The sequence below is a fragment of the Kaistella montana genome, assembly GCF_024436175.1.
Lineage (GTDB): Bacteria > Bacteroidota > Bacteroidia > Flavobacteriales > Weeksellaceae > Kaistella > Kaistella montana.
In genome coordinates this window covers 903624-921466 of sequence record NZ_JANFQP010000001.1, presented here as the reverse complement: position 1 = coordinate 921466, position 17843 = coordinate 903624, and the positions used below count along the sequence as shown (strand labels likewise).

Annotated in this window: 14 protein-coding genes and 2 tRNA genes; 11 read left to right on the top strand and 5 right to left on the bottom strand. The window is 35.1% G+C overall.

Going from position 1 to position 17843, the window contains the following annotated elements; all coding sequences use genetic code 11:
- Window positions 1–25 precede the first annotated feature (25 nt).
- The 7 genes from NOV28_RS04275 (at window position 26) to NOV28_RS04245 (ending at window position 4576) form a co-directional block, all read left to right on the top strand.
- Entirely contained in the window at window positions 26–1804 is a 1779-nt protein-coding gene (locus NOV28_RS04275) for a TonB-dependent receptor (protein WP_255927904.1), read from the top strand.
- Window positions 1805–1853: 49 nt separating this feature from the next.
- Window positions 1854–1927, top strand: a tRNA-Arg gene (locus NOV28_RS04270).
- Between the two features lie 116 nt (window positions 1928–2043).
- Window positions 2044–2652, top strand: coding sequence for a Crp/Fnr family transcriptional regulator (locus NOV28_RS04265; RefSeq protein ID WP_255927902.1), 609 nt, complete (start codon window positions 2044–2046; stop codon window positions 2650–2652).
- Window positions 2653–2718: 66 nt separating this feature from the next.
- Entirely contained in the window at window positions 2719–3030 is a 312-nt protein-coding gene (locus tag NOV28_RS04260; RefSeq protein ID WP_255928701.1) for a rhodanese-like domain-containing protein, read from the top strand.
- A 4-nt stretch (window positions 3031–3034) separates the two neighbouring features.
- A complete protein-coding gene (locus NOV28_RS04255) occupies window positions 3035–3469 on the top strand; it encodes an OsmC family protein (protein ID WP_255927900.1) in 435 nt (144 codons plus the stop codon).
- 133 nt (window positions 3470–3602) lie between these two features.
- Window positions 3603–4247, top strand: a complete 645-nt coding sequence (locus NOV28_RS04250) for a TolC family protein (RefSeq protein WP_255927898.1) — start codon at window positions 3603–3605, stop codon at window positions 4245–4247.
- Window positions 4248–4369: 122 nt separating this feature from the next.
- Window positions 4370–4576: a YgaP family membrane protein gene (locus NOV28_RS04245; protein ID WP_255927896.1), complete on the top strand. Its 207-nt coding sequence runs from the start codon at window positions 4370–4372 to the stop codon at window positions 4574–4576.
- Window positions 4577–4668: 92 nt separating this feature from the next.
- Here NOV28_RS04245 and fsa read toward each other — a convergent pair whose 3' ends face one another.
- Both fsa and NOV28_RS04235 read right to left on the bottom strand, forming a co-directional pair.
- The gene (gene fsa / locus NOV28_RS04240) at window positions 4669–5322 is read right to left on the bottom strand and encodes a fructose-6-phosphate aldolase (protein WP_255927894.1); all 654 of its coding nucleotides are present in this window, start codon (window positions 5320–5322) and stop codon (window positions 4669–4671) included.
- A gap of 413 nt (window positions 5323–5735) precedes the next feature.
- Window positions 5736–5809: transfer RNA gene (locus tag NOV28_RS04235), tRNA-Arg, on the bottom strand.
- Window positions 5810–5854: 45 nt separating this feature from the next.
- Between NOV28_RS04235 and NOV28_RS04230 the strand changes: the two genes are divergently transcribed.
- Genes NOV28_RS04230 through NOV28_RS04220 form a run of 3 tightly spaced genes read left to right on the top strand, consistent with a single transcriptional unit; the run spans window position 5855 to window position 9651 of the window.
- Entirely contained in the window at window positions 5855–6901 is a 1047-nt protein-coding gene (locus NOV28_RS04230; RefSeq protein WP_255927892.1) for an ABC transporter substrate-binding protein, read from the top strand.
- A gap of 53 nt (window positions 6902–6954) precedes the next feature.
- Window positions 6955–7599, top strand: coding sequence for a monofunctional biosynthetic peptidoglycan transglycosylase (gene mtgA / locus NOV28_RS04225; protein ID WP_255927890.1), 645 nt, complete (start codon window positions 6955–6957; stop codon window positions 7597–7599).
- An 18-nt stretch (window positions 7600–7617) separates the two neighbouring features.
- Window positions 7618–9651 carry a transporter-like protein gene (locus NOV28_RS04220; protein ID WP_255927888.1) on the top strand — a complete coding sequence of 678 codons (2034 nt, stop codon included), beginning with the start codon at window positions 7618–7620 and terminating at the stop codon, window positions 9649–9651.
- Here the strand turns inward: NOV28_RS04220 and NOV28_RS04215 are convergent.
- Genes NOV28_RS04215 through NOV28_RS04205 form a run of 3 tightly spaced genes read right to left on the bottom strand, consistent with a single transcriptional unit; the run spans window position 9629 to window position 11784 of the window.
- On the bottom strand, window positions 9629–9919 hold the full coding sequence (locus NOV28_RS04215) for a hypothetical protein (RefSeq protein WP_255927886.1): 291 nt from the start codon (window positions 9917–9919) through the stop codon (window positions 9629–9631). The two genes, NOV28_RS04220 and NOV28_RS04215, sit on opposite strands and share 23 nt — an antisense overlap.
- A complete protein-coding gene (recF, locus tag NOV28_RS04210; RefSeq protein WP_255927884.1) occupies window positions 9916–11025 on the bottom strand; it encodes a DNA replication/repair protein RecF in 1110 nt (369 codons plus the stop codon). The genes NOV28_RS04215 and recF overlap by 4 nt, the downstream gene beginning before the upstream one ends.
- Before the next feature lie 3 nt (window positions 11026–11028).
- Window positions 11029–11784 carry a UbiA prenyltransferase family protein gene (locus NOV28_RS04205; protein WP_255927882.1) on the bottom strand — a complete coding sequence of 252 codons (756 nt, stop codon included), beginning with the start codon at window positions 11782–11784 and terminating at the stop codon, window positions 11029–11031.
- Window positions 11785–11845: 61 nt separating this feature from the next.
- On the opposite strand from NOV28_RS04205, the gene NOV28_RS04200 reads away from it, so the two are divergent.
- Entirely contained in the window at window positions 11846–17728 is a 5883-nt protein-coding gene (locus NOV28_RS04200; protein WP_255927880.1) for an alpha-2-macroglobulin family protein, read from the top strand.
- Window positions 17729–17843 lie beyond the last annotated feature (115 nt).

The window sequence follows — 17843 nt, the reverse complement described above, 5'->3', positions numbered from 1 at the left end:
TGCAAAAAATTAGATAAAAGAATTTATGAAAAAGAAAGTTCAGATATTATCCATATTGTTTTTAGGGATTTCTCAGGTTGCATTTTCTCAAATTAAGGAGGAAAAACTAATCCTGGATCGCAAACGCGAACCCGAAGTAAAGAAAATAGAAAAGAAAAAAACATCGGTTACTGCGGAGAAAAATTATCCACCGAAAGAAAAGAAAACCCAGGATTCGCTGAACCTGAAATACAATATCACCGATGTTCCGGCGGCTTCCGATTTCAAAACTTCTACCATTCAGGGCGAAGATATCTCTCCAAAATTCAATGCTGATTATCAGAATAATTATTTCCAACTCGGAATGGGAAATTTCGGTAAAATACTTGCTGACGGAAATATTTCAACCACACTTGAAAATCAAATAGAAGTAGGTGCAGACTTGCATTTCCTTTCCACCAACGGGTTGAAGAAGGAATACAACTGGGATTCTAGCCAAAGTTCTGCAAATATCGGCGCGTATTTGAATGCTTTTGGCGAAAAAGGAAAATTCAACATCAATGCAGATTTCGGTTTGAATGATTACAATTATTACGGAATTTATGCATTAACTCCGGCTGCTGATATCGATTTGCAACAGAAAACCAACCGTTTCAAGGTTAATGGGTATTATGATTTTTATTCCAACAATATTCTGAATGATGTTCGTTTGAAATCTTCCATTTTAACGGATAAGTTTGATGCGAAGGAAGCTCAGGCGGAATTATTGGTGAACCTTTCCAAGCATGGTGTGGAAATTCCAATGGATGAGGTGACGATGAATGCAGATTTGGGAATCAATTTAGAAACCATCAACTCTGAATTTTCACTTTTAAATGATAATACCTCAAACTATTTTAATGCAACTTTATCTCCGAAACTAACCTTCTTTAAAGGAAAATCTTATTTGATGGTCGGTTCCGGTTTTTCATTCCTAAATGGAAAAAATAACAGCAATCTTTTAACAGAAGAAGCTAAAAACAACAAAACTTATTGGTTCCCGAAAGCGGAAGTGCAAATCGCTGCGGCAGATGAATTTAAGTTTTATGGAGGTGTAGATGGTGGTTTGAAACTGAATTCCTACGCCAATTTGTTGGAGGAAAATCCTTATTTGGTTTCCGATCAGGAATTGAGACCGACGGAAACGAAATACAAATTTTATTTCGGAATTCGAGGTGATGTGGATCAAAGCATTAAATATGATGTAAGTGCGGGCTTTGCAAAAATGAACGATATTCTTTTCTTCAAAGCAAACAGTTTATTCAATAATGATTTCTCGCTAAACCGCTCTCCATATAACTTTGCGAACACCTTCTCTGCAGCTTACGACAACGGAACGGTGAGCGAAGTGAAAGGAAGCATCCAATATTTCCCGTTGGCAAATTTGGTTTTGGATGGTGAATTGAGTTTCGCAAAATACAACCTCGACAATAACGAAAATATTTACAATAAACCTTTGGTAGTCGCATCTTTGGGCGGAAAATACTCCTTGTTGGGTAAAAAACTGAACCTCGGTGCAAAAGCTATTTTCAGTACCGACAAAACGACAAACTCTTTTTCATTCACCGAAGCCGGAACTACTCCAAATGTATATCTTGAAACAGAAGATAAAAACGATAAAATCGGCGGTTTTGCTGATTTAAATCTATCTGCAGAGTACAAAGTTCACAAAAATTTCAGTATTTTTGCACTCGGAAATAATCTACTGAACACCAACTATCAGACTTTCAAAGGATACAAAGTTTTGGGAGCACAGTTTTTGGGAGGAGTAAAGATTAGTTTCTAAGAAAATTCTTCAGCCACACCTGAATTTTTCAGGTAAATGAAGATAATGCGGCTCGGTAGTTCAATTGGATAGAATATCAGATTTCGGCTCTGAGGGTTGGGGGTTCGAGTCCCTTCCGGGTCACGAAAAAATCCTGCAGTTTTTGCAGGATTTTTTATGCCTAAAAATGAGATTTAACCCCATTTTCTTGGCTTCAGGAACAAATCAACTTTCCACAATTATAATTCTTATATTTGAATATGAATATTTATGAAATATCAGATTCCGAATTTAAAAAAGAAATTACAGCCAGCCGCGAACTAAAAATGTTCCCTGCTGGGACAGTGATTTTGGATATGAATTCCTATGTTAATTACATTCCGCTCGTGATGTCTGGGAGTGTGAAGGTCGTAAGAACGGAAGAGGATGGTAGAGAAATTCTTTTGTACTATTTAACGCCCGGAGAAAGCTGTATATCTTCTATACTTTCAGGACTTACTCAAGGTACATCCAAGGTAAAAGCAGTGGTAGAAGAGGATGCCGAAATTTTGATGCTGTCGCTTCCGAAAGCCAAAGAATGGCTCACCAAATATCCTGAATGGTCCACTTTTGTATTCGAATTGTATCAAAAAAGATTTGAAGATTTGGTCAATATGGTGAATTCAATTGCTTTTCAAAAAGTAGATGCTCGACTTTTATATTTATTAGACCAAAAATCAAAATTATATAAATCGAAGGAACTCTCCGTAACCCATCAACAGCTTGCTGACGAACTCGGCATCACAAGAGAAGCGGTGAGCCGCGTCCTGAAACAGATAGAGACCGAAGGAAAAATAAAACTTTCCAGAAATAAAATTACCCTAATGTAACTTACATCACTGACTGACCTTTTTCCCAACCGTACCTTTGCACTATCAATTTTAAAAATGAATAAAATGTTAGATGCAATAAAAAACCTTTTCGGGATGGATAAAACCGACTACGCTGGACTTGTAAAAGAAGGCGCCATTATTCTTGATGTAAGAAACAAAGGCGAATACGCTGGAGGGCATATCAAAAATTCTATTAACATTCCTGTGAATGAACTTCAAAACAATCTTTCCAAATTGAAAAACAAAGACAAAACCATTATTACCTGTTGCGCATCGGGCATGAGAAGTGCTTCTGCGAAAAGCATTCTTGAGAATAATGGATACAAAAATGTACTCAATGGCGGCGGATGGAGTAGTTTAAATTCTAAAATATAATATCATGGAAGCACATTATTACAACGTAGATATTTCTTGGAAAAACGACCGTAAAGGCGAAATGTCTTCACCCGAACTGGTACAAAACGTAGAAATTGCAACACCGCCCCAATTTCCTAAAGGAATAGACGGAATTTGGTCGCCGGAACATCTATTTACCGCAGCAGTAAGCAGTTGTTTAATGACTACTTTTCTTGCAATTGCAGAAAATTCAAAATTGGAATTTGAACATTTCGAATGTAAATCTAAAGGAAAACTGGAACAAGTTGAAGGCAAATTTCTGATGACCGAAGTGATTTTGGAACCCATTGTCACCATCAGAAATGAATCAGACAGAGAAAAAGCGGAAAAAGTTTTGCAGAAATCAGAAGCCAACTGTTTAATATCCAATTCAGTAAAATCTAAAATCACGATGATTACTGAAATTAAAGTAATATAAATTTTTCAGAATAATTTTAATTGCAACCGCCTTTATTGGCGGTTTTTTTTTGTTAAAAACAAATATCTTCTTATGTGATAAAGGTTACTGTACAACAGTTTTGATCGGTCTAATTTTGTCAAAAATTAAAGATATGCAAAAAATCTGGGTACTTATTTTATCTATAACCACATTTCAAACGATATTTTCACAGGACACCATTCGTATTTCCAGAATCGAATTGGAGCAGAAAATTCTCGATAATAATCTTCAGGTAAAAATGGCGCAAAAAGAAGCCGAACTTGCCGATGCAGAACTATTGGGAACAAGAGCGATGTATCTCCCGAATATCAATGCTTCTTACACATTCTCCAATACCACCAATCCGTTGTATGCGTTTGGTTCAAAGCTCAATCAGGAACGGATTACGATGACGGATTTCAATCCCGACAATCTCAATTCACCAAAAAGCATTTCCAACTTTGCTACCAAATTAGAAATTCAGCAACCCATCATCAATATGGATGCGGTGTATCAAAAGAAGGCCGGACAAGTAAAATCTGAAGTGCTAAAAATTAAAACTGAAAGAACCAAAGAATACGTTCAGTTCGAACTCAAAAAAGCCTATATGACTTTGCAATTGGCGTACAAAATGACCGAAACATTAGAAAATGCCAGAAAAACAACATTGGCAAACAAAAAAGTAATCGATAATTATTATAAGAATGGCATTATTCAGAAATCTGAAGTTTTGTATATGGATGTGCGTCTGACTCTTTATTATTTACTGTTTTTATAGAAAGCGAATATGTTGACGAAATTTACAAAAGTGTAGAAGAATTTAATTCAAAACAAGTAACCCTTTCGCACATTCATATCGCGACAGTACAATTAGAAAAATCAATTTAAAACAAGAAATATATGCATACAAGAATCGCACATGCTGTAGCAGGAATTTTAATTCTCTCCGGCCTCTTTTTAGGAATTAAAGTCAATGAAAACTGGTTTTGGCTTACAGGTTTTGTAGGGGTTAATCTTTTACAAAATGCTTTTACCAATTGGTGTTTAATGTACAAAATCCTTCACAAACTGGGGATTAAGGATGACGGAAGAAGCTGTTCCGTATAAAATAAATGCTTGAATTTTAGCTTAAATAAATGAAAAAAGGAGCGAAAACCCTGCGATTTTCACTCCTTTATTTTTATGTTTAAAAATGAGGATTACCCCATTTTCTTAGCATCAGCAACAAATTGTGCCAAACCACTGTCGGTAAGTGGATGTTTCAATAAATTAAGAATCGAAGCTAGAGGAGAAGTTACTACATCAGCGCCAATTTTCGCACAGTTGATAATATGCATCGGCGAACGGATGGATGCTGCAAGAATCTCGGTATCGAACATATAATTATCGAAAATAATTCTGATTTCTTCAATTAAATTCATTCCGTCAACCGAAATATCATCCAATCTTCCAAGGAAAGGAGAAACATAAGTTGCTCCCGCTTTTGCAGCCAATAAAGCTTGTCCGGCAGAGAAAATCAGTGTACAGTTGGTTTTGATGCCTTTGTTTGAAAAATACTTCAAAGCTTTCACACCATCTTTAATCATCGGGATTTTCACCACGATATTGGGGTGAATTGCAGCCAATTCTTCACCTTCTTTGATCATTTCTTCGTAAGTAGTGCTTAGAACTTCCGCAGAAATATCGCCATCAACGATTTCGCAAATGGTTTTGTAATGATTGAGAATCGCTTCTTTCCCGTTGATTCCTTCTTTTGCCATCAATGATGGATTGGTGGTAACTCCGTCTAAAATTCCCAAATCCTGTGCTTCTTTAATTTGCTCAAGATTGGCAGTGTCGATAAAAAATTTCATGTATTTACTTTTATTAGGTATCTCGTTATCTACTAATTTTATCATGAAAGTTGAATGATAAACCGTTCAGCTTCCTCTGTTTTTAAATTTTCACAAAGATAATATATTAAGGTTCAACTGGGAAATGAATAGCAATTAAAAGTTAAGGAACAAAATGATTTATTTGATAAAATTATTTAGTACACCTAAAAATAGAATTAGGTTTTTAAAATTCAATTGCTTTTTCTTTGAAAGGAAGAATAATAAATATGTTACAGTGCTACAGTGTGAAAGATGTGCTTAGGCAAAAGCAGGAAAATTGGAGTGGTTCTATTTTTAGGGGGAGAATACAATAGGGAATTGTTCGTAACACACATAGATTAGAAAATAAAAAAACCGACAAAGAAGTAAAATAACTTCAAATGTCGGTTTTGTGACCTCGACAGGATTCAAACCTGTAACCTTCTGAGCCGTAATCAGATGCGCTATTCAGTTGCGCCACGAGGCCGTTTTTCGGTTTGCAAATATAATACATTTTTGCTTTCTTTGGGAAATGAAAACCGCTTTTTTTTACATTTTATCGCTTTTTCTTATATTTTCCTGTAAAAAACAGGAAGTTAACACTCCTGAAAATTGGCAATCGATTTCGGAAAATGTCCGATTTATAGATAATGGAGCCACTTATCAGTTGAAATCGGGTAAATTCAATTATCAATTTTCACCGGCTCAGCTTCCTTTCAAAAAAGTGATTTTGCTGAATGCAAGTTTGGTGGGTTATTTCGCTGAATTGGGTTTGGAACAATCGATTATCGGGATTTCCAGTCCGGAATATGTGTATTCAGATAAAGTGCGAAAGTTGATTGCGACTGGAAAAATTCAGAATATCGGTAACGAACAGAAATACGATCTTGAGAAAATTATCGCTTTGAAACCTGATGCGATTTTCACCAATTACATTTCAAGTTTCGACAATACTTACGATTTAATCAGGAAAAACGGGATTGAAATTATTTTTCTGGATGAATATTTAGAACAAAATCCTTTAGCAAAATCAAAATATCTTTTGATTTTCGGAAAGCTTTTTAACAAAGAAAAATTGGCTGATGAAAAGTTTAATGAAATTCAGAACAATTATCAATCATTAAAAAAAACAGCCGAAAATTCAACCAAAAAACCATTGGTTTTAGCCAATGAAATGTATGGAAATCAGTGGTTTCTTCCGGGCGGAAAAACCAATTTGGCGCAATTCATCGCTGATGCAAACGCTCAATATATTTTTGCAGAAAACACAGATTCTAAGGCGATTCCAATGAGTTTTGAAGAGGTTTTTGCTAAAGCTGAAATGGCGGAATATTGGATCAACGTAGGGAATCATCAAGCGAAAAAAGAACTTCTGCAGATGAATCCCAATTATGCAAAAATGAAAGTTTACAACGAGGGAAAATTATACACCATCGCAGGAAAAGAAAAAGAAAAGGCCAATGATTATTTCGAAAGTGGAGTGGTGCGTGCTGATTTGATGCTGAAAGATTACATCAAAATTTTTCATCCGGAGCTGTTTCCGGAGTATAATTTAACTTTTATGAAAGAATTAAAGTAAATTATATTTCTATTTTTGCAGCAGAAAATGAAGATTTCAAGAACGAATTAATTATGTGGAAGAAAATTAAAAAACTCATTTATATTCTTATCCTCGCAAATATTCTTTTTATTGTTTGGGGTAAATTTTTCAATCCTCCTATAACCATCACTCAATTAGGCGGTTTATTGGAATTCGGAAAGCTGAAACGCGATTATGTATCCTATAACGAAATGGGAAGCAACGTAAAAAAGGCAGTGATTGCTTCGGAAGATCAGGCTTTTTTCACGCACAACGGATTCGATTATAAAGCCATCGAAAAAGCGATGAAACATAATGAGCAAGGAAAAAAATTGCGCGGCGGAAGTACCATTTCCCAGCAAACAGCGAAAAATATTTTTCTTTGGCAAGGAAGAAGTTGGATCCGAAAAGGTTTGGAAGCGGTTTACACTTTCATCATCGAGTTGGTTTGGGGTAAAGATGTGATTTTGGAGCGGTATTTAAATTCCATCGAAATGGGACGTGGTGTTTTCGGTGTGGAAGCTGCGTCGCAATATTATTTTAATAAAAGTTCGGACAACTTAACCAAAAGCGAAGCCGCATGGATTGCAACGATTCTTCCGAATCCGAAAAAATATGATCCGAAAAATCCATCCAGATATCTTAATAGAAAACACAGTTGGATTATGCGTCAAATGAATCATGTAAGTTTGAAATAATTTATCTTTGTAGGGATTATGCCTTTATACCGACGAAATAAGATAAGTTTTAACGAAACACTGGTGAAGTATTTCAGTTTCAGAAATGAAACGAAATCTTTGGAACCTCTCTCTGAATTGATGCTCAATCTGCGGAGTTCAGATTTTGAGGAAATTCTTGATTTTCTTAGAAATAACCCGGAAATCACTGAGGATTTCGGTTATTATATCAAAAATATTTTCGAAGGAAAACCTTTCAATCTTTCTTTGACTGAAGCCAATATCTTATCAGAAAATGCCTTTTTTCCTGAGTTTAAGAAAAGGGTTCTGAACAAAATATTGCCCGCAGTAGAAAATGAAAATACGGTTTGGTTTTTAATCGATTTCACTTCGGTTAGACCCATAAAGGATTTAGAATATCTGAGAAATTTGCACGAAGATCAACTGGATGAATTTTTCAGGCTTCTGGGAATCGCTGATTTTATTACAGATCCCAAAGTAAAAAAAGAACTTCTCTTTTCGATGAATATTTTGGCGTGGCGTGTTATCGGAAATGCGATGGATGTGGAAGTAGTCAACATGGCTCCGGAATACCGAAAATTCGACAATCCTTTCCTTGCTTTGCAAGATGAACTGGATATATTGAATTCCAATTTTAAGAAAAATCCTGACTTTGTTCTTACTTCCAAAGATGAACATTACAAACAAATCAAAGTTTATCTTCAGCAATGTCTCGACTTTGTGACATTGGCGTTCAAAAATTCTGCGAAATATGGTATTTCAAGCAAAATCAATCAATCATTATTAAAGATAAGACAGCAGCTCGAAAGAATGTCTGACATTCTCAATGTAATGGTTATCGATAATGAAGAAGATACTTTAATCAAGTCTAAACAACTGTTTTTTAATATTTTAAAATATAAATCGCATAAGAATAATATCAGCGATTTGATCGACGACAGTACCACATTGATGTCGCATCTTATTACCAATCATACTGCAGAAACCGGCGCTCACTACATTACTTCTACCCGAAAAGATTACTTAGATATGTTCCTGAAATCCAGCGGTGGAGGAATTATTGTAGGCTGTTTGGTCGTATTGAAAATGTTTTACGGTTCACTGCCAGGAAGCGATTTTTCCCATGCGATTTTGTATGCAACCAATTATGCAATGGGTTTCATTATGATTTATTTGATGGGTTTTACTTTGGCTACAAAACAACCAGCAATGACAGCTGCGACGATGGCGAAAGTACTTTCCGAAGGCGAAAATACTCGGAAAAATTATGTGGATTTTGCTCATTTGGTTTCTAAATTATTTCGGTCGCAGTTTATTGCTTTCATTGGGAATGTTGCGCTCTCTTTTCCCGTGTCTTTGGCGCTTATTTATGGACTTGATGTTGCTTTTCAACAGAATTTTGCTGCCGAGAAAGCAACCAAATTATTGCAAGATCATGATCCATTCCACTCAAAAGCTATTTTTCATGCATGTATCGCAGGATTTTTTCTTTTTATTTCCGGAATTATCTCAGGAAACGTAGGAAACAGTTCCGTTTTTTATCATATTCCCAAAAGAATTGCCAAAAATCCTTTTCTTAATTATTTCTTTGGTGAGAAAGTTTCGAAAAGCATCTCAGATTATTATGCCCGAAATTGGGCAGGAATCATCTCGAATTTCTGGTTCGGAATTTTCCTCGGAATTACCGGACCAATTGGAATTTTCCTTGGTTTAGATCTCGATATTCGTCACATCACTTTTGCGGCAGGAAATGTAGCGTTAGGTTTTTACGGTAAAGGTTTTGCAGTAGATGCTTACACATTTTGGATTTCAATTTTCACCGTTTTCTTGATCGGATTTTTCAATTTCTTGGTAAGTTTTGGCTTGTCGATGATTTTGGCATTCCGTTCGCGAAAAGTCAATTTGGGTGAAGTGAAAGAAATTTACAAAGAAATTTTCCGATACTTTATGAAGAATCCGCTCCGGTTTTTCCTTCCAATCCGTTCAAAAGCATTGGATTTGAGAGCTAAAGAAATGGTGGAAAATACCGTTACAAAATCTGAAGATCATTAAAATTTTCAGCACCGAATTTCTCTTTAAACTTCGTCAAAAAGAAAGTTTTTCGCATTCTGAAATCGTTTTTCAGAAGCGGAGATTTAATTTTGATTTCTAAAATTTTCTTGTTGAGATTCACCGATTCTATTTCGCTGAAAAGCGCATCACTAAGGTATTCATGTAAGAAATCTTTCACCTCGAAAGCCAATAATTTTTCTTCAAAACCATGGATTTTGGCAAACGATTTCACCAATTCCGAAGACTGAAATTCTCGTTTCTTTTTCATGATTCAATTTCAAAAATTATCGATTCCTCATTGATGTTTTTTACCACTTTTTCGGTTCTCTCTTTGCTCGTATCGGTGATGAAAATTTGCCCGAAATGTTCCTGATTTACCAATTCTATTAATTGTGAAACGCGGGTATCATCCAGTTTATCGAAAATATCGTCAAGTAATAAAATTGGCGTTTTTCCGGTTAATTCTTTAATTCTATTCATTTGTGAAAGTTTTAAAGCAATTAAAAACGATTTCTGTTGTCCTTGACTTCCTATTTTTTTGATGGAATTTCCATTCATTTCAAAAAGCAAATCATCTTTATGAATTCCTTTGGAAGTGTAGGTGAGAATGCGGTCTTTCTCGAGATTTTCGTTTAAAAGTTGTCGGAAAATTTCGTCAGGTTTTGCAGTTTCCAAACCATCAAAAAGATGGGATTGATAGACAACGGTCACTATTTCGTTTCCTTTTGAAATAATCTCGTAATAACTCTGAATCAAAGGGAAAATAGAGTTGATAAATTCATGTCTTTTCTCAAAAATTCGGGTCCCGAATTTAATCAAAGGTTCGTTGTAAATTTCCAAACTTTCCGCGTCGAAATAACGGTTTTTAGCGAAACTTTTCAACAAAGCATTTCGCTGCTGAACGGTTTTTTGATATTGTATTAAATTGAATAAATATTCCGGATCGGTTTGCGAAATCATCGAATCTAGAAATTTTCGGCGACTTTCCCCGGAATCGGAAATCAAATTAGAATCGTAAGGTGAGATGATTACACTGGGCAAAAAACCAATGTGATCGGCGATTCTGTCGTAAGATTTATCATTTTTTTTAATGATTTTTTTAGAATCCTTCGGAAGTTGGATTTTCAGGATATTTTCCTTTTCTCCATCAAATATTTCGCCTTCAATGGCAAAGAAATCTTCATCGGTTTTGATGTTGTTCAAATCCGTATTTCCCAAGAAACTTTTCGCCACCGAAAGATAGTGCAAAGCGTCAAGAATATTGGTTTTTCCCACGCCGTTGTTCCCGACAAAACAATTGATTTGGGGAGAAAATTCAAAGGATTTTTCCGGATGATTTTTAAAATTAATTAAATGAAGTTTTTGGATAACCATTCGTCAAAAATACTTCATTAAAATCAGAAATAAAAACGGCAAACCGGAACAAGTTTCCACGCCAAACGAAAAATAGGAATCTGGCTTTTGAGTTTCAGAAAAATAAATGAATAAAAAAGTAATCGCGCAAGCAAGAAAAAAAGCAATAGCGAAAAGGGTTTTAAGCGAAAAAATCGCAATTAATAAGCTCAAGAAAATTAGAAAATAAGCTAAGAATTTGGTTTTTTGAACGCCGATTAAAATTGGAAAAGTAGTGACTCGATCGTTATTCATATCGCGTATGTCAAACGGCAAAACCAGTGCTGTAACAAACAATAAACTGATGAAAAAAATCTCCGGATGAAACTGCGGAACAATCAGCCAGGAATTGATCAAAGCCCATGTTAATCCAACATAAAAAACCTTTAACAATGGAATTTTCCGTATGGAATTTTCTAAAAAAGAGGAATTATAAAACAAACCTAAAATCACAATTAAAAGCCATTTTAAAAGCCGAATTTCATTGTGATTCATCAAAATAAGCACTGCCGAAATAATACCACAAATGACATTGAAAATCAATATTTTCCAGAAAAAACGATGATTTTGATATTTCGTGTAGAGATAACCGCTGAAAAATGTGATGAAAATGAGAATTACCGTAGGAAGTCGGAACAAGTTTTGTTGCAGCATGAAAAATACGGCCAACGCAGTTCCCATCAAAGAAACATAAATCTGGCTGTCGATCACATATTTTTTTAGTAAATTTAGAAACTGCATTTGTGCAAATTTAACTAATAATTCCTTTCTTCATCCTAAACATGATTAAGCCCAAATTTTTATGAGAAATTTTACCAAAATATTTACTTTTTTTCTTTTGATGATGTTCTTTGCACCTGTTTTTGGGCAAAAATATTATAATGATCAATGGAAAAAAGTAGAAGAAAATTACAAAACCGGAAAATACAAATCCAATCTTCCCATCATTTTAGAAATTCAAAAACAAGCCATGAAAGATGAAAATATGAACCAGCTGATTCGCTCTCTGAAAGCCGAATTCAGTATTTCCAACCAAACTTATGATGACGGTGACAACGATTCTGTGAGTCGTTTTTTTAAGAAACTTTCCATGTTTGGTGAAGAATTGAAGGGTGATCAGAAATTGGTTTATCAGGTTTTGTTGGGGGAATTTTTCATGGATTATTACCAAAATGAATCTTTGGAAATCAACCAAAGAACGAATTTCGATAACCAGGATTTTGAACAAATTGAAACTTGGAGTAAATTGGATTTTAAGAATTATTTGAGCAAGAATTTTGCGATTTTAAATTCAGAAAAAGAAGAATTGAAGAAAATAAAAACTTCGGATTTCAAGGAAATTTTCGAAGAAAATCAAGATTTGCAATATTTTCCAACTTTATTCGATTGGAGTTCTTTTAATGAAATTGAATTTTTAAAAAATGATGATCTCTTCACTCCGAATGAATTAAAGGAAAACCAACCCAAAATTTTGGCAAACTATGATGAACTCATTGCCAAAAATTTAGGGAATTCAAAACTCTATTTTCAGCATCAAAAATTAAATGATCAATGCGGTTTCACGAATTGTAAAAACCAACTTTCGCAATTGGAAGACCTCGTGAAATCTAATGTTGAAGGCGATTACAAAGTGATGATCATTTCAGAAATTGTAGATCGTTTAACCGCTGATAAAAAATTCACTGAAGCGCTTCAATGGATTGAAAAAGGGGAAAAACAATATCCAAAATCGAAGTTTTTGAACAATCTTGTTAATCGAAAAAATCAGATTAAAAGTCCGACTTTAGCGATAAAATACGAGAAACATACACAATCGAATTTGCCGATTCATTTGGTTGCGGAAGCTAAAAATGTAGATCAGTTTTCATTGAATATTTATGAAGTGAAAGATGATGTGACTAATTTCTTGAAATATGTTTCGGATTCTTATGATAAAAATAAATTTTCGGTTATCAAAAAATCGTTGGTACGAAAGGAAATTTTCAAACTTCCGAACTTGAATGATTATCAAAATCACCAAACTTCTCTCGAAATAAAACCGCTTCCATCGGGAATTTATTTGGTGGAATATGTTGTGGAAAACGCCATTCAGGAGCATTTTTATTTTATTTCGACTTCGTCAAGATTGATTTATGACAAAAAAGATGAAAGAAAATCGATCGAAGATCGCCTGAAATTGGTCAATCGCGAAAACGGAAAACCACTTTCCAACGAAGGTTTAAAAATCTTCGAATATTCTCGCGGAACGTCGATTAATTCTTACAATATCAATTCCGATAACGTTGCTAATTTTAAATTTCCGATTTCCAAAGACAAAGAGTATTACCGCTATTTTTTGGTGCAACAACCAAAAACCAATGATTTTAATTTGATTCAAGTTTACGGAAATCAATATTACGGTGAAAATAAAATTGAAGACCGCGAACAGGCGCAGATTTTCTTGGATAGAGCGATTTACAGACCTGGACAAACTGTTTATTTTAAGTTGATCGCGACTGGTTTTAATGCAATTGCAAAGAAAGAAAATGCTATTTCCAAAGAAAAAATCACGATCATTTTGAATGATGCAAATGGGGAAGAAATTTCCAAACAAAATTTCACGACCAACGAATTTGGCTCTGTTAATGGCAGTTTCACACTTCCGAACGGTAAACTGAACGGCGAATTCAGCATTGAAGTGGAAAATGATGATAATTCAGATTATTTCATTGACGGAATGAAATATTTCAAAGTTGAAGAATACAAAAGGCCGAAATTTGAAGTGACTTTCGAGCCGATAAAATCGGAGTACAAATACGGCGAAACCATTGAATTGAAGGGAAAAGCGATGATGTTTTCGGGAGTTGCTTTGAGCAATTCTACGGTGAATTATGAGATTAAAAAACAAAACATTCGCTGGAGATATTTTTGGTGGTATCCGCGTGGAAATGATAACGAAAATTCGATTTTGGGTGAAGTGAAAACCAACGAAAAAGGCGAATTTACCATCAAAGTTGATTTGAAAAAAGATGAGACTTTAGAAGGGATTCAGATTGATAACTACCAAATCAACGCGTCAGTAACCGACATCAACGGCGAAACACAATCGGAAACCACCAACGTGAAAGTGGCTTCGGTTTCTCATTACATCAAAACTGACGACATTAAAGACACTTTTACCGACGAAAATCTGAAAATTAAAGTCGAAACCAAAAATTACAACGACCAGAATTTAAAAAAATCATATCAAGTAAAATTGTCGAAACTTCAACCGAAAGAAAGGATTTTCCGAAGCAATTTCGAGAATGAAATTCAGGATTTACCGCAACTTTCCAAGGATGAATTTATCCGAAAATTCCCGCATGATTATTTTGACAAATCAGAGAAAGAGGATCAAGTTGATAAGATTATTTTTGAAAGAGTTGAAAATCCATCAACTGACAACGCGCAACTCTCAACCAATTTAGATCTTGGAAAGTTATCGGCTGGAAAATATAAGCTGGAACTCTTTAATATCGAAGGTAAAGACACCATAAAAACCGAAAAAACTTTCGAAGTTTTCGACAAAAGATTCCTCACCGATTCGCAGAAACCTTTCCTGAAAGTTATTCAGCCAAAATTGGAATTTCAACGAAATGAAAAGGCGAAAATCTACGTTTATTCGTCCATTCCGAATGCGATTGTCAATGTTTATGTGCAAAATGGAAATGGTGAAACGATTACGGAACAAAAAACTTTCAAAAATGGAGTTTTGGAATATGAATTGGCGTTTCCGAAAGACGAAAACATCGATCAGATCAACGTTCAGTTCCAGTTGGTCGCGTTCAATGATGTGAAAACCGAATCACTGAATTTGATGATTGCTTCCGACAAAAAACCTTTGCGAATCGAAACCGTGACGTTCCGCGATAAACTGCAACCGAATTCAAAAGAAAAATGGACGGTGAAGATTTTAGGCGATGATAAAGAGAAAATCAACGCGGAAGTTTTGGCGAATATGTACGATAAATCATTGGATCAGTTTGCTGCGAATTCCTATTATTGGCAGCAGTTGTATCAGAAATATTTCATCATGAATTCGTATGGAATTAATGAAAATCTCACTCAGGAATTTTATAACAAACGCGTTCCGTATTTGGAGCAAAAAAACGTGAATTTCCCGAATTTCAATTGGTTTGATGGTGGAATTTATGGTAGAATTGTTCGCGAACATATGGTAGCAGCTTATGCTAGTGATGCGGCTGCTCAAAAACAGCAAATGAGGGCTCCAGTAGCTTTGCAAGGTAAAGTCGCGGGAGTTCAGATTGCTGCAGATTCAGCAAAAGTATCTGATGTTGAAGAAGTTGTGGTAATTGGGTTAAATAAAAAGAAAGAAGATTTTGATAAAGTTCAAGTCCGTCAAAACTTAAACGAAACCGCATTTTTTTATCCAAATTTAATGACCGATAAAGACGGAAATGTCACTTTTGAATTTACTTCTCCGGAAGCTTTAACCCAATGGAAATTGATGTTTTTGGCGCATACCAAAGATGCGAGAGCTGCTGTTTTGGAGAAAGAAGTGGTTACTCAGAAAGAATTTTCGGTAACGCCGAATTATCCGAGATTTTTGCGTGAAGGCGACGAATTGAATCTGCAATCGAAACTTTCTAGTTTGGTGGATAAAAAACTCGCTGGAACTGCGCAATTACAGATTTTAGATGCTTTTACAAACGAAGATATTTCCGGTAAATTTAGTTTAAATGAAACTCAGAAATCTTTTGAATTAAAAGAATTGGGAAATTCAGTGATCAACTGGAAACTGAAAGTTCCGAAGGATGTTTCTTCAATGATCATTAAAGTTGTTGCCAAAGCCGGTAATTATTCGGATGGCGAACAAAAAGCAATCGCCGTTTTGCCGAACAGAATGTTGGTGACCGATGCCGTTCCGATTTTCGTGAAAGAAGGTCAAACCAAAACTTTTGTCCTCGAAAATCTTAAAAATAATACTTCGAAAACAGCAACCAATTTTTCAAATACTTTGGAACTGACGACCAATCCGATTTGGGAAATTATGTTTGCATTGCCAAGTTTGAAAAACGACCAGAACAATTCTGCGGATGTGGTGTTCAACAAGTGGTTTGCGGATGTTTTGGCTGCCGAAATTTTCAAAGCGAATCCGAAACTGAAAACGGTTTTTGAGGAATATCAATCGAAAGGTTTACTCAATTCAAATCTGGAGAAAAATCAGGAGCTGAAACAATTGCTTTTGGAAGAAACTCCGTGGGTTTTAGATTCGAAAAACGAAACCGAACAAATGGAAAAATTAGCAAGATTATTCGACGCGAATATGATGCGAAATTCCATTCAAAATGATTGGGCAGAATTGCAAAAATTACAAAATCCAGATGGCGGTTTTTCTTGGTATCAAGGGTATCCGAGTTCGTATTATACCTCGCTTTATATCTTGAAATCATTAGGAAAAATCAATGATTGGTTAAAGGGAAATGTGGCAGATTATCAATCTTCTGAACAGAAAGAAATGGTGATGAAATTGATAAAATTTGTCGATCAAGAAGTGAATAAATACGGCGAGATCGACCGAAAAAATGTGGTGAATAATTATGTCTTGGATTATCTTGACACCCGAAATTATTGGGAAAAAGAATATTCAATAAATGCAAAAGGAACCGCCTTGAAAAACGCCGTTATTGCTAAAGCAAAAACCGAAAAAATCACGGATTTCACGTTCTTTGGATTACACCGATTGGCGATTTTGTTTGATAATTATGGTTTAAAAGATGTTTCGAAAAAATTCCTGACTTATTTAAAAGAAACCTCGACAGAAAGCGAAACACAAGGAATTTACTGGAAACAAAATCTCAACGATTGGGGTTGGTATTCGTCGAAAACCTTGAATCATGCGGGAGCTTTGGAAGCATTTAACAAATTGACTCCAAACGATGAAAAATTCATTGAAGAAATGAAAATCTGGCTCATCACACAGAAAGAAGTGAATTCTTGGGGAAGTTCGCGCGGAACCGCAGAAGTGATTTTCACTATTCTTAATTCCGGAAAATCGTGGACTTCTTCAGAAAGCGATAAAGCAACGATCATTTGGGGTGGAAAATCCCTTGAAAATCCCGATACGAAAGCAACCGGTTATGTGAAATCAACTTTAAAACCAGAAAAAATCGATAAAAATTTAGGAACGGTAACCGTAACAAAACCCGGTGCTGGAATTGTACAAGGTGGTTTATTCTGGCAATATTATGAGGATTTAGATCAAATTAAATCTTCTGAATCTTACCTTTCAATCACGAAAGAATTGTACAAAAAAGTAAAAACTGTAAACGGCGAAGAATTGCAGAAAATCACGGAAAATTCCCCATTGAAAGTGGGCGATAAAGTGACCGTGAGAATGATTCTCAACACCGATCGAAACATGGAATTCATTCATTTAAAAGACATGAGAGCAGCAGGTTTTGAGCCACTGAACGTGATTTCCGGTTATGAATGGAAAAATAATTTGGGATATTACCAATCGACAAAAGATGCTTCCACGAATTTCTATATTGAATATATGCCGAAAGGAAAATACGTTTTCGAATACGATTATATCTGCAACGCGGCCGGAACTTTCAGCAATGGAATTACAACATTGCAGAATTATTATGCACCGCAAATGAATGCGCACACGAAAGGAACGAAAGTGACGATTAGTGAGTAATTTCTGTATAAAAGATATCAATATGTATAGATATATTCGTAACCCATTTTCAATAATTTATTGAAAATGTAAATTTTGATTTTAGTATTTTTACCAATAAATATCTTTATTAGAA